The 11,801-nt window shown below is 72.6% G+C and carries 14 protein-coding genes; 7 read left to right on the plus strand and 7 right to left on the minus strand.

The genetic code is table 11. The features are described from left to right. Window positions 1-55 precede the first annotated feature (55 nt). Window positions 56-1,096: an aminotransferase class I/II-fold pyridoxal phosphate-dependent enzyme gene (locus tag H958_RS0113760; RefSeq protein WP_028059093.1), complete on the minus strand. Its 1,041-nt coding sequence runs from the start codon at window positions 1,094-1,096 to the stop codon at window positions 56-58. Beyond that, complete coding sequence (locus H958_RS0113765) at window positions 1,096-1,569, minus strand: hypothetical protein (protein WP_156027970.1); 474 nt, start codon at window positions 1,567-1,569, stop codon at window positions 1,096-1,098. The genes H958_RS0113760 and H958_RS0113765 overlap by 1 nt, the downstream gene beginning before the upstream one ends. Before the next feature lie 138 nt (window positions 1,570-1,707). Here H958_RS0113765 and H958_RS0113770 point away from each other — a divergent pair, with 138 nt between their 5' ends. Then, the gene (locus H958_RS0113770) at window positions 1,708-2,607 is read left to right on the plus strand and encodes a hypothetical protein (protein WP_028059095.1); all 900 of its coding nucleotides are present in this window, start codon (window positions 1,708-1,710) and stop codon (window positions 2,605-2,607) included. Window positions 2,608-2,626: 19 nt separating this feature from the next. Next, entirely contained in the window at window positions 2,627-3,064 is a 438-nt protein-coding gene (locus H958_RS37180; RefSeq protein ID WP_081685862.1) for a VOC family protein, read from the plus strand. Between the two features lie 26 nt (window positions 3,065-3,090). Here the strand turns inward: H958_RS37180 and H958_RS0113780 are convergent, their stop codons facing one another. Both H958_RS0113780 and H958_RS0113785 read right to left on the minus strand, forming a co-directional pair. After that, window positions 3,091-3,408: a hypothetical protein gene (locus H958_RS0113780; RefSeq protein WP_028059096.1), complete on the minus strand. Its 318-nt coding sequence runs from the start codon at window positions 3,406-3,408 to the stop codon at window positions 3,091-3,093. A gap of 335 nt (window positions 3,409-3,743) precedes the next feature. Further along, window positions 3,744-4,982: an aminotransferase class I/II-fold pyridoxal phosphate-dependent enzyme gene (locus H958_RS0113785; protein ID WP_028059097.1), complete on the minus strand. Its 1,239-nt coding sequence runs from the start codon at window positions 4,980-4,982 to the stop codon at window positions 3,744-3,746. A 15-nt stretch (window positions 4,983-4,997) separates the two neighbouring features. Here H958_RS0113785 and H958_RS37185 point away from each other — a divergent pair, with 15 nt between their 5' ends. From H958_RS37185 to H958_RS0113805, 4 genes are read left to right on the plus strand one after another with little or no spacing between them, the layout of a single operon-like run. Then, the gene (locus H958_RS37185; protein WP_156027972.1) at window positions 4,998-6,134 is read left to right on the plus strand and encodes a hypothetical protein; all 1,137 of its coding nucleotides are present in this window, start codon (window positions 4,998-5,000) and stop codon (window positions 6,132-6,134) included. 27 nt (window positions 6,135-6,161) lie between these two features. Then, window positions 6,162-6,776, plus strand: coding sequence for a sterol desaturase family protein (locus tag H958_RS0113795; RefSeq protein WP_037410110.1), 615 nt, complete (start codon window positions 6,162-6,164; stop codon window positions 6,774-6,776). A gap of 12 nt (window positions 6,777-6,788) precedes the next feature. Beyond that, entirely contained in the window at window positions 6,789-7,085 is a 297-nt protein-coding gene (locus tag H958_RS0113800; protein ID WP_028059099.1) for a hypothetical protein, read from the plus strand. After that, a complete protein-coding gene (locus tag H958_RS0113805; protein WP_028059100.1) occupies window positions 7,082-8,068 on the plus strand; it encodes a DNA-3-methyladenine glycosylase family protein in 987 nt (328 codons plus the stop codon). Before H958_RS0113800 ends, H958_RS0113805 begins: the two co-directional genes overlap by 4 nt. Here the strand turns inward: H958_RS0113805 and H958_RS37190 are convergent. Genes H958_RS37190 through H958_RS0113820 form a run of 3 tightly spaced genes read right to left on the minus strand, consistent with a single transcriptional unit; the run spans window position 7,983 to window position 10,575 of the window. Beyond that, window positions 7,983-9,008 carry an ABC transporter substrate-binding protein gene (locus H958_RS37190; protein ID WP_051324234.1) on the minus strand — a complete coding sequence of 342 codons (1,026 nt, stop codon included), beginning with the start codon at window positions 9,006-9,008 and terminating at the stop codon, window positions 7,983-7,985. The two genes, H958_RS0113805 and H958_RS37190, sit on opposite strands and share 86 nt — an antisense overlap. After that, window positions 9,005-9,820, minus strand: a complete 816-nt coding sequence (locus H958_RS0113815) for an ABC transporter permease (protein ID WP_081685863.1) — start codon at window positions 9,818-9,820, stop codon at window positions 9,005-9,007. Before H958_RS0113815 ends, H958_RS37190 begins: the two co-directional genes overlap by 4 nt. Further along, on the minus strand, window positions 9,820-10,575 hold the full coding sequence (locus H958_RS0113820; protein ID WP_051324301.1) for an ABC transporter ATP-binding protein: 756 nt from the start codon (window positions 10,573-10,575) through the stop codon (window positions 9,820-9,822). The genes H958_RS0113815 and H958_RS0113820 overlap by 1 nt, the downstream gene beginning before the upstream one ends. A 258-nt stretch (window positions 10,576-10,833) precedes the next feature. Here H958_RS0113820 and H958_RS37195 point away from each other — a divergent pair, with 258 nt between their 5' ends. Next, window positions 10,834-11,748, plus strand: coding sequence for a hypothetical protein (locus tag H958_RS37195; protein ID WP_156027973.1), 915 nt, complete (start codon window positions 10,834-10,836; stop codon window positions 11,746-11,748). Window positions 11,749-11,801: the final 53 nt, after the last annotated feature.

The following is an 11,801-nucleotide window of genomic DNA, read 5'->3' on the forward strand; positions in this document are numbered from 1 at the left end:
CGCGGGTCGCGGCCGCCTCCGTGGTCGTCGCGCTCGTCCTTCAGCCGCGGCGAGGTCAGCGGGTCCGCGTGATGTCCTCCAGCGCCTCGAGCAGCAGGCCCGTCGATGCCGCGTCGCGGAGCGTGACGCGCACGTGGGCGTCGTCGCCCCACGCCGACCCCGGGGCGACGAAGACGCGTCGTGCGGCGAGCTCCTCCGCGAGCGCGATGCCCGCGGTCTCGACCCACGCGTACGGGCCGTGGCCCGGCTCGACCGCGAACGGGCCGGCGGCCAGCCGCTCGCGCTCGCGAGCTGCCGCGGCGCGGCGGGCGGCGACGTACGGGGCGCCGTTCTCGACCGCCCACAGCGCGCCCGCGAGCGCCGGGGCGCCGACCCCGTGGACCGGCTCGAGCGGCTCTGCCGGCACGCCCTCCGGCAGGATCGCGTATCCCACGCGGAAGCCCGCCATCGCGTGCGCCTTGGAGAACGAGCGCACGTGGATCGCGCGCGGGCGGTCGAGCAGCGCGTCCTCGCCGTCCGGGAGGAACCCGGCGAGCGCCTCGTCGAGGATCAGCCAGCCGTCGCCCGCGAGCCCGGCGAGTCGCGCGCCCGGGACGAACGCGCCGGTCGGATCGGCCGGGCGGCACAGCACGACCGCGCGTGCGCGCGTCGCGGCCGGGTCGCCTCCCGCGATCTCCGCGATCGTCGCCGGGACCGGGCTCGCGCCCGCCTCGCTCACCAACCGCGGCAGCCGGCCCCAGCCGGGCCACGCGACCACGACCTCGCCGTCGCGCGCGACCATCCGCAGCGCCGCGCGCAGGAGCTCTCCTGCGCCGTGCCCGATCGCCACACGCGCGGGATCGACGTCGTGGGAGCGCGCGATCGCGGCGCGCAGCGGCGTGGGGTCGGGGTACGCGTTCACCGCCCGCCGCAGAGCGAACGTCGCGGCGTTGACGACCTCCGGGTGCGGCGGCTCGTGCCAGCCTGAGCCCGAGAGGTCGAGCGACGGCCGGCCCACGAGCGCGCGCTCCGCGTCGCGGCGCTCGCGCAGCTCGCGCGAGACCTCCTCGTGCGGCAGCTCCTCGAACTGGCGGTAGTAGTCGAAGAAGCGCCGCATCAGCGCGGGGCGAGCTGCGGCCCCGGGCCTTGGATGACCACGAACCAGAACCCGAACGCGATGAGCGCCACGATCGCGGTCGCGCCGAAGATGCGCCCGAGCACGCCATCGCGCTGCTCGAACCCGGCGGCGCGGCGCAGCAGTCGCCAGACGCGATCGAGGCGGGTGGCGAGCGAGAGCGTGAGGAACAGCGTCGCGATCACGCCCGCGAACGCGACCACGATGCCGAGGAAGACCGAGCCCGTCCAGTAGTCGACCTGCGAGCCGACCCACAGCCACCCGGCCGGCTGCGGACCCCAGACCGACAGGCACAGCAGGACCTCGACGGCGAGGACCGCCGCGGCGAGGATCGCGTCGGCACGCCGTCGCCCGGCGCCGCCGCGCTCCGGCGCCGCGCGGTAGTGGAGCGGCCCCGTGCCCGGGCGGCGCCCGATGAAGAGCCCGCCGGTGTCGGAGGGATCGTTGCGCGGCACAGGCCCGAGCATACGGCCGTCCCGGCGGCGAGGCGGCAATCCTCGGCGGCCCGGCGCCCCGTCATCCCACCCGATCGGGGCAGCGTCCTGACGCCCGCGTTGGAGCCCGGCGCCATGCGGAGTAGGCTCGCGCTGACCATGTTCGTCGTCGAGTCGATCGCCCCCGCGGATGCACTCGCCGCCCGGCGTTCCCTGCGCGCGCAGATCGCACGCCTGGAGGGCGAGCTCGCGACCATCCTCGCCTCCACCTATCCGCCGGTCGCCCCGCCTCCGGCGCGCGCCGGCGCTCCCGGCCGTCCCCATCTGCTCGACCTCGCCGAGCTCGAGCGCGCCCGCGACGACCTCGCGGGCCGGGTGACCGCGGCGCATCACGCCCGCGAGCGGCAGAGCGCGCGTCAGTCCCAGGCGCGCGCCCTGCTCCTGGACATGCTCGAGAACCCGCTCGCCCACAAGGGCACGCGGATCCGCAACGCCGATCTCGGCCTCCCGGGCTGCACCAGCTACCGCGTCCTCCCGCGCCTCGGGCCGGTCGGCGTGCTCACGGGCTGGTGGCGCGTCAAGGTCTCGTCCGGCTGCCCGTTACCCTCGGCGGCCAACGTGAGCCGCCGCAACCGCAAGCGCCGCACGAGGCCGACCGCGCCCGCAGTGCCGCCGCGCCCGCCGAGGCGCACGCGCCCACGCCTGGAGGACCGGCCGAAGGCGCCCTGGCACCCGGTGCCGCTGGTCGAGATCGCCGTCTTCGTCGGGCTCGTCCTGATCGTCGTGGGCCTGATCACGAGCGACAGCCGCCGCGGCCGCACGCTGCTGCTGCTCGGCCTCGCGCTCGGCTCGCTCGGCGGCCTTGACACGACGCTGCGCGAGCACTTCGCGGGCCACCGCAGCCACACGCTGGTGCTCGCGCTCGCGCCCGCCGTGGCGATCGCCGCCGCGCTCGCGGTGGCGGGCGCACCGGTCCCCCTGGTCCTGATCGTCGCGGTCGCCGTCTTCGGCGCCGCCTTCACGCTCTTGCGCGGGGCGTGGAGGCGGGCGACCGCATAGCCCCAATATCCTCAGCCGCGTGGGCGACGAGAAACGCATGCGGCTCCGCGGGGTGCACCACGTCACCGCGATCTGCCGCGACCTGGACCGGACCATCGGCCTCTATCGCGACGTGCTCGGACTGGGCATCGTCCACGACGGCCCGTCCGACGACGACCCCGCCGCCCGCCACGTGTGGTTCGGGACCGCCGACGGCTCGCTGGTGAGCTTCATGCAGTACCCCCAGTTGCCGGAGGGCGTCGTGGGCACCGGCTCGACGCACCACTTCGCGCTGCGCGTGGACAGCGTCGAGGAGCTGCAGGCCTGGCGCGACTACCTGCGCGACCGCGGCGTGGACTGCACGGACGTGCTGCACCGCAGCGCGTTCCACTCGCTCTACCTGCGCGATCCCGACGGTCACGTCGTGGAGATCGCCACGGCCGGACCTGGATTCGGCGCCGGCGGGCCGCCCGCTTAGCGAGGCGACTCGCCGGCGCCGCGACGTCAGGTGCCTACGAACTGCAGGCTGAGCCGCTCTGCCGAAGGCTCGCCGTTCAACTGGGCGGCGAGCGCGTTGCGTTGACGTTCGGTCATCGAACCGATCGTCTTGGTCTCCAGCATCGGGATCGATGCCAGGAACCTGCGGCAGCGGGTCCGCCCCCAACGATGCTGGCTCATCAGCAGGTCCGCGATCGTCATGCTCTCTGCCTCCCACGGGCAGCTCAGCACGACACCGGCCACGTCGACCTCGCCCTCCGCCACTTGGCGCTTGAGGTCGGCGCGCGCGAGCCGCACGCGGTTTGCCTGCGCGAGCGCCCGCATGTGCTGAGGCGCAGGTGCTGTCGCAGTTGCGTCCATGAAACCTCCCCGCTATCCCACCCTCGCACGGTGGGGGGTTGTTGCCGTATTGCTCGCGGTCGGGTGCGCGCGCGCGCAGCCTCGGACGGCCTTGTCCGTGCCCTACCGGACGTCCCATTGACCGTTTCGAGTTGTGCCCCGCTACTACCCGGTGTCCCTCTTCCGGAGCGTCTGCGCTCTAGCGCTCGACCGCGGCCCGCAGGCTAGCCCTACTTCGAAGGAAGATTCAACGCTCGATCTCCCTCCGCACTCGCAAAGAGCAAGGAATTTGTAGTGGGGTGTTTCGTCCGATGTATCTGCTATGGCAGCGCGCCGTGCTCTGACTCGAACGCCGCCTTGACGCGCGCGAAGGTGTCGAGCGCGCGATCGAGCGTCGCCGCGTCGTGCGTCGCCATCACGCTCGTGCGCAGCAGCGCGCCGCCCGGCGGCACGGCCGGATGGATCGCCACGTTGACGTAGACCCCGGCGTCGTAGAGCGCGCGCCAGAGGAGCACGGCCTTCCAGTCGTCACCGACGACGACCGGCACGACCGGCGTGACGATCCCGGAGGGATCCTCGACCACCTTCAAGCCGAGGCCGCTCAGCCCCTGCTTGAGGTAGGCGGCGTTCTCGAGCACGCGGGAGAACAGCTGCGGGCCCTCCTCACTGCGCACGATCCGCAGCGCGGCCAGCGCGGCGCCGACCGAGGCCGGGACGTTCGAGGCCGTGAAGAGGAACGCCCGCGAGGAGATGCGCAGGAAGTCGATCACGTCGTGCGGGCCGGCGATGAAGCCGCCGCAGGAGGCGAGCGACTTCGAGAACGTCCCCATGCGCAGGTCGACGTCGGCCTCGACGCCGAGCAGCTCCGACGCGCCCGCCCCGCGCGCGCCGAGCACGCCGACCGCGTGCGCCTCGTCGACCATCAGCCGCGCGCCGTGGCCCTTGACGAGCTCGGCGATCCGCGGCAGCGGCGCGACGTCGCCCTCCATCGAGAACACACCGTCGACGACCACGAGCACGCCGCCGCCGTCCTCTCCGGCGCGCTCGAGCATCTTCTCCAGCCGGTCGAGGCGGTTGTGCTTGAACGGGCGCAGCTTGGCGCGAGAGAGCAGGCAGCCGTCGAGGATCGACGCGTGGTCGCCGGAGTCGGCGATCACGGTGTCGCCCGGCGCCAGGATCGTCCCGAGCGCGCCGATGTTGGACTGGTGCCCGGTCGAGAAGACGATCGCCTCCTCGGTGCCCATCCACTCCGCCAGCTCCGCCTCGAGCTCGAGGTGCAGGTCGAGCGTGCCGTTGAGCAGCCGCGAGCCGGTGAGGCCGCTGCCGTAGCGGTCGATCGCGTCGTGCGCCGCGGCGATCACGCGCGGGTCGGCGGTGAGCCCGAGGTAGTTGTTGGAGCCGAGCATGATCCGCTCGGCGCCCTCCATCTCCACCACCGGTCCCGCCGGCCCCTCGAGCCGCCGGAAGTAGGGCAGCAGGTCGGCCTCGCGGGCGGCGCGCAACTGCTCTGAGCGCTCGTGCCCCCGGACCTTGGCGAAGACGTCGATGGCGGTCGGCATGTAGGGTCCGTCTCCGTGAGCGTGGTCGTTCGTCCCGTCTCGTCAAGGCGGGACATCAAGGAGTTCATCGAGCTCCCGTACCGGCTGCATTCTAATTCCGAGGTGTGGGTGCCCCCGCTCCGGCTGGAGCGCCGGATCTTCCTCATGCGCAGCCAGAACGCGTTCTTCAGCCACGGGGACGCGCAGCTGTTCCTTGCCGAGCGCGACGGGCGCGTCGTGGGCCGCATCAGCGCCCAGTACGACGAGCACTTCAACGAGTTCCACGACAACCGCTGGGGCATGTTCGGCTTCCTCGAGCTCGAGGACGCGCCGGACATCCTGCCGCCGCTGCTGGACGCGGCGCGCGCCTGGCTGCGCGCGCACGGGCGCGACCGGCTGATCGGCCCGATGGACTTCACGATCAACGACGAGCTCGGCGTGATGATCGAGGGCTTCGAGCGGATGCCGTTCATCCGCCAGCCGTGGCATCCGCCCTACTACCAGCGGCTGTGCGAGCAGGCGGGGCTCGCGAAGGAGGTCGACCTGCTCATGTACGAGCTGGTGATCGCGGACCGCTCGAAGATCCTGCCGATCATCTTCAAGCTCGCCGAGCAGGTCGAGCCGCGCCACGGCATCCGGATCCGGCGCATGTCGCGCCGCTCGCTGCGCAAGGACATGGATCGCTTCGCCGAGGTCTACAACGCGGCGTGGAGCGACAACTGGGGCTTCGTGCCGTACTCCAAGCGCGACCTCGACGTCTACGCGCAGGAGATGCAGCTCGTCTTCGACCGCAACTGGTTCATGGTCGCCGAGACGGCGGAGGGCGACACCGCCGCGATCGCGATCACGGTGCCCGACGTCAACCAGGTGCTGGCGAAGATGAACGGCCGGCTGCTGCCGTTCGGCTGGTGGCACTACCTGCGCAAGGCCAAGACGATCGACCGCGTGCGCGTGGGCTTCCTCGGGGTCAAGCCCGAGTACCAGCACACCGGGATCGCCGCGGGGCTCTACGTCGAGCACTTCGACACGGCGACCCGCGTGCAGCAGAAGTGGGGCGAGATGGGCTGGATCCTGGAGACCAACCGCAACATGAACAAGGCCATGGAGGCGATGGGCGGCCGCGTCGTACGGCGGTTCCGGGTATACGCGTCGGACCTGGGCGCTGGAAGTTAGGGCGCCCTTATATGTAGGGTTTGCGTTATGGATCGAAGCGAGTACCTGAAGGCGTCTCCGCCGATGTTCAAGTCGGGGTTGCTGGATCGCTTCACGCGCGTCCACCACCTCGTGCCGCTCGTGCTCTTCGGCCCGGCGATCGCGATCCTGCTCGCGCTCGGCATCGATCGGCTCGGGCTGTTGCGCTCGCTCGGCTTCGCCGTCGGCGGCTACCTGCTGTGGACGCTCGCGGAGTACTGGATCCACCGCGTGATCTTCCACTTCGAGCCCGACCACGGCGTCGGTGCCCGCCTGCACTGGATGGTCCATGGCGTCCATCACGACCATCCGAACGACCCGCTGCGGCTCGTCATGCCGCCCGCGGCGTCGATCCCGCTGGCGCTGGTCTTCTACGCGCTGTTCGTCGTCGTGCTCGGCGGCGACCGGGCGACGGCCTTCGGCGCGGGCTTCCTGGCGGGCTACCTGCTCTACGACATGATCCACTACCACCTGCACCACCACACGCCGCGCACGGGGATGGGGAAGTGGCTTCGGGAGCTCCATATGCGCCACCACTTCCAGGACGACGAGCGCGGCTTCGGCATCAGCGCCCCGTACTGGGATCGCGTGTTCGGCACCATGCACGTCCGTCGCAGCCGGTAACGTCTCTTCCTCGTGGTTGACGAGGACGCTGAAGTCGAAGCCGAGGTCGTGGACGGCCTGCCGGTCGTGGCCGGGGAGCCGGGAGCGGTCGAAGGCGCGCCGGAGGGGCGGTTGCCGGCCGTGCCCGCGGTCCAGGCGGCGGCGCTGGCGGCGACGGGCTTCGCGGTCGGCGTGACGACGGCCGCGGTCGTCACGCGCCGGCGCGCGCGCAAGGCCGCCAAGCGGCGCCGCAAGAAGGTCGGCGCGCTCGGGGAGATCGTGTCCTCGAACTCGTTCCTGGTCGACGTCCACTTGCTCCGGCGAGATTGAGCGGACGGCCGTTCGCGGGCCGGCTGGCGCTTCCCGGCGAGGTGCTCGTCCGGGAGGTCGTCCGCCCGTTGTGGACGTTCCGGCTCGGCCGGGCGTCGATGGACGGGCTGCTGCGCCGGCGCGCTGACGGGCTGATCCGGCTGCTGCACATCGGCGGCGAGCAGGTCGTGGTCGCGGTCGCGCAGCCGTCGCCGGACCGCGTGGTCTTCGCGGCGCGGGCCGCGTCGGACGAGCTGGCCCGCGCGGGGATCGCGCGCATGCGCTTCGCCGTCGGGGTGGACGACGACCTGCAGGCGTTCCACGAGCGCTTCCGCGAGGACCCGGTGATCGGCGCCGCCGTGCGCGCGTACCCGGGCCTGCGCGTCCGGCGCTCGCCCGACCCGTGGGAGACGCTCGCGTGGGCGATCACGGAGCAGCTGATCGAGCTGCAGCGCGCGGTGCTGATCCAGCGGCGGATGATCCGCGCGCTCGGCCCGCGCTGCGCGCGCACCGGCCTGCGCGACGTACCGGCCGCGGCGGTCATCGCCAAGCAGGCGCCGGCGCTGCTGGAGTCCTTCGGGCTCGCCGCCAAGCGCGCGCTCGCGATGCGGAGCGCCGCGGCGGAGGTCGCGGCGGGGAGGATCGACTGGGCGGCCGGCACCGCCGTCAACGGCACGGCGGGCGCGCCGCTCACCGGCGTCTTCGCGCGCCTGCTGGCGATCCGCGAGATCGGGCCGTGGACCGTCGAGATGCTCGCGCTGCACGGCCTCGGGCGCCTCGACGTCATCCCGGCCGGCGACCTCGGCTATCTCAAGCTCGTCGGCCGGCTCAACGGCGTGCACGCCGAGGTGGACGACGTGCACGCGTTCTTCGAGCCCTACGCTCCGTGGGCGGGCCTCGCGGGGGAGTACCTGCGGCTCAGCCGCCTTGCTCGGCCCCGCCGACCGATTCCCCGGGCAGGAACTCGTCCGTCAGCGGCGGTGCCTCGGACGGCGGCCGCGTGAGCAGCTTGTTCTCGCGCATCCAGCGCTCGTAGAGCGCCCACTCGGCGGGCTCCATGTAGCCCCACGGCCTCGACTTGTCCTTCGGGAAGAACGCCGGCAGCGTCGCCTGGATCTGCGCGAGCTGCTGCGCGCGATCGAGCGTCTTGTCGGCCTTGACCAGCGCGTCGGCGCCGGCGTTCGGGTCCTCCTGCAGCACGCGGTGGCCGGCCGCGGTGGCCTGCAGGAAGCGGCGCAGGCGCGAGGCGCCGGCGGCATTGAGATCCTTGTGGCGGGCGACGAGGATCAGCTCGTCGTAGGTCGGCACGCCGAGGTCCGGCATCCGCAGGATCACCGGCTTGGAGCCGCGCCGCTGGAGGTCGACGCCCTCGACGTTCCAGAACGCGCCGAGCGTCGCGTCGACCTTCTTGGAGAGCATCGCCGGCACGAGGTTGAAGCCGACGTTGGTCTCCTTGACGCCGCTCACGCCCGCCTTGGCGAGGATCGTCTTGAGGTAGGCCGTCTGGTACGGGATGCCGGCGGTGCCGACGCGCTTGCCGGCAAGGTCCTTCGGCGAGCGGACGTGGGCGGCCGGCAGCGCCATCAGCGCCGTCAGCGGCTCGTTCACGAGCGCGCCGACCGCCACGAGGTCGTCGGCGCCGGCGTCGCGCGCCAGCATCAGCTCCGGCTCGTAGGAGATCGCGACGTCGGCGCGACCGGCCTGCAGGAGCTTCAGCGGCGCGGACGGGTCCGGCGGCGCCTGGATCTTCACGTCCAGCCCGGCCTTGGCGTACAGGCCGGCGGCCTGCGCGGCGTAGATCCCGGCGTGGTCGGCGTTGGGGACGTAGTCGAGCAGGACCGTGAACGGCTCCGTGGGAGCCTTCGTCCCGGCCGTCGGCTCGGGCTTCTCGCCGCACGCGGCGACGGCCGCGACGACCGCGGCGAGGATGACGATGCGTCTCATGCGTTGGCTCTCGGGGTCCAGGAGACGACGCGCCGCTCGAGCGCCGCGAACGCGGCGTAGAGGGCGATCGCCTCGGCGAACAGCAGCAGGGTGGCGGCGAACAGCCGCGGCGTGGCAAGCCCGGCGTTCGCGGTGACGAGCAGGTGCCCGAGCCCGGAGTCCGAGCCCGACAGCTCGCCGAAGACGGCGCCGATCACCGCGACGGCGGCGGCGATCTTGGCGCCGGTGAAGGCGGCGGGGAGGGCGGACGGCGCCTCGAGGAAGCGCAGCCGCTGCCACCGCGTCGCATCGAGCGAGCGCAGCAGCTTGCGCGCGTCCGGATCGGAGTCGCGCAGCCCGTCGTAGACGTTGATCGTGACCGGGAAGAAGCACACGAGCGCGACGATCAGGACCTTCGGCGCAAGCCCGAACCCGAGCACGAACACGAACAGCGGGGCGATCACCGGGATCGGCACGGCCTGCGAGCCGATCACGAGCGGCCGGAGCGACTTGTCCACCGGCGAGCTGAGGTGCATCGCGACCGCGAGGCCGGCGCCGAGGATCAGCGACAGCGCGAGGCCGATCAGGACCTCCCACGTGGTCGTGAGCAGGTCGGGCGCGAGCAGGCTCCGGTCGGTCCACAGCGCTTCGGCGACGTGCGTCGGGGCGGGGAGGAGCAGCGGGTCGACGAGGCCGCCGCGCACGACCGCCTCCCAGATCGCGAGCACGCCCAGCACGACGAGCGTGGGCGCGAGCCAGTCCGCGCGGCCTCGCCGGCGGCTCGGCACGCGGCCGCGCGCTTCGCGGCGCTCGATGGCGGCTCCGCCGGCCATCACGCCGCCCCCAGCGCGGCCAGCGCGCGCTCGCGGAGCTCGACCACCGCGAGGTCGGTCCTCGCGCGCGGCCGCGGCAGCGCGACGTCGATCGTCCGCACCACGCGGCCGGGCCGCGCGGACATCAGCGCCACGCGGTCGGCGAGCAGCACGGCCTCCTCGACGTCGTGGGTCACCAGCAGCACGGTCCGCGGCTCGCGCGCCAGCGCTTCGGCCAGCCAGCCCTGCGCCTGCCCGCGGGTCAGCGCATCGAGCGCCGCGAACGGCTCGTCGAGGCACAGCACCGGCCGCCCGGCCAGCAGCGTGCGCAGGAACGCGACGCGCTGGCGCATCCCGCCGGACAGCTCGCTCGGCCGCGCGCGCTCGAAGCCCTCGAGCCCGAAAGCCGCGAAGTGCCCATGCGCCCGCGTCCGCGCGGTCGCCTTGGAATCCCCGGCCACGCGGCGCGCCAGCGCCGCGTTGTCGAGCGCGCTCAGCCACGGCAGCAGCCCGTCGCGCTGGGGCATCAGCGCCGCCGGAGCCGCACGCACCGTGCCGGCGTCGGCGGCCGCCAGCCCGCACACGAGCTCGAGCAGCGTCGACTTCCCGCACCCGCTCGGCCCGACCACGGCGACGACCTCGCCCGGCGCGGCCCGCAGGTCCACGCCGTCGAGCGCGACCACCGGCCCGTAGGCCTTGCGCACCCCGGCCACCACGACCGCGCCGTCCTGAATGTCGAGAGGCTCCGTCGCAGGAGCCTCAACATCCGTCTGCATCGCTCCCTCCGCGGGCATTACCCCACAGGTTCAAGCGGCCCGCGTCGGAGTTCCTGGACGCAATCTCAGCCGCCGTCCGGCAGCACCCGCGTTTTCAGCTGGCTGGAGCGTAACAGCAAGGACCGCATCGTCCACTTGTCCATTTTCGGTCAGCCGGCTTACGTCGCTATAGAACCGCTGAGCGAACTCAGTAGGTTCGACCGCCGAACACAACGGAGCGCGGGGCATGGGAGCCCCGCGCAGCACAGGGAGGGGAAAATGCGCAAGCGCATTACGCCCGGGGTGATCCTCGGGGTTGTCGCGGTGGTCCTCGGCCTCACCGGCACCGCTGCCGCCGGGTCGCTGATCACGTCGGGCAAGATCAAGGACGGCACGATCCAGGGCCGCGACATCAAGAAGGGCACGATCGGCAGCGAGCGCCTCTCGTCCGGCGTGCGCAAGGCGCTCGCCTCGGCGGGCACGCCCGGCCTTAAGGGCGACAAGGGCGACACCGGAGCGACCGGAGCGACGGTCCAGGGCTCGCCTCCGCAGAAGGGCGACAAGGGCGACAAGGGCCAGGACGGTCTGAACCCCGCGACGCTCGTGAACGCGAACAACGACGCGGGCTGGACCTTCACCGGCGGCGGCACGGAGACCAATCCGGCGGCGAACTTCGCCGGCGGCGAGCTCCGCCTCCACGGCGGCTTCGACGGCGACACGCCGAGCGGCGCCATCGGCCTCGCGCACGCTTACGACAACGTGCCGCTGAGCACGCTGAAGACGCTGAGCTACGACTTCCGCGTCCTCAAGCGCCCGTCAGGCAACGACGTGAGCGCGCCGGCGATCCACGTGACGCTGCTGAAGGCCGAGACGAACACGCCGAGCGGGTTCACCAACCTCGTCTTCGAGCCCTACATGCAGGGGCCCGTGGTGCTCAACCAGCGCTACAGCTTCGACACGCTCGAGGGCAAGTGGTGGAGCACCCGCCCGCTCACCGACGGCACCAACCAGGGCCACCCGAAGACGCTCGACGAGATCATCGCCGCGAACCCGAACGCGACCATCAGCGCGATCAGCGTCGACAACGGCGGCTCGTCGACGAACACGATCCCGGCGGACGACTTCGCGGCGGGGGCCGACGACGTCGTGATCGGCTTCGGCGCGGACTTCACCCGCTACGACTTCGGCGGCTAGCCGCACGTCGCTCGGCGGGAGGTCCGGCGCGCGCCGGACCTCCCGCCGTTAGT

Source organism: Candidatus Solirubrobacter pratensis (assembly GCF_000425945.1).
Lineage (GTDB): Bacteria > Actinomycetota > Thermoleophilia > Solirubrobacterales > Solirubrobacteraceae > Solirubrobacter > Solirubrobacter pratensis.

Excerpts from the sequence above, each read along its gene's own strand:
- H958_RS0113760 (WP_028059093.1), bottom strand. The coding sequence starts at position 1,096 with ATGCGGCGCTTCTTCGACTACTACCGCCAGTTCGAGGAGCTGCCGCAC.
- H958_RS0113770 (WP_028059095.1), top strand. The coding sequence starts at position 1,708 with ATGTTCGTCGTCGAGTCGATCGCCCCCGCGGATGCACTCGCCGCCCGG.
- H958_RS0113780 (WP_028059096.1), bottom strand. The coding sequence starts at position 3,408 with ATGCGGGCGCTCGCGCAGGCAAACCGCGTGCGGCTCGCGCGCGCCGAC.
- H958_RS0113785 (WP_028059097.1), bottom strand. The coding sequence starts at position 4,982 with ATGCCGACCGCCATCGACGTCTTCGCCAAGGTCCGGGGGCACGAGCGC.
- H958_RS0113795 (WP_037410110.1), top strand. The coding sequence starts at position 6,162 with ATGGATCGAAGCGAGTACCTGAAGGCGTCTCCGCCGATGTTCAAGTCG.
- H958_RS37190 (WP_051324234.1), bottom strand. The coding sequence starts at position 9,008 with ATGAGACGCATCGTCATCCTCGCCGCGGTCGTCGCGGCCGTCGCCGCG.
- H958_RS0113815 (WP_081685863.1), bottom strand. The coding sequence starts at position 9,820 with ATGGCCGGCGGAGCCGCCATCGAGCGCCGCGAAGCGCGCGGCCGCGTG.
- H958_RS0113820 (WP_051324301.1), bottom strand. The coding sequence starts at position 10,575 with ATGCAGACGGATGTTGAGGCTCCTGCGACGGAGCCTCTCGACATTCAG.
- H958_RS37195 (WP_156027973.1), top strand. The coding sequence starts at position 10,834 with ATGCGCAAGCGCATTACGCCCGGGGTGATCCTCGGGGTTGTCGCGGTG.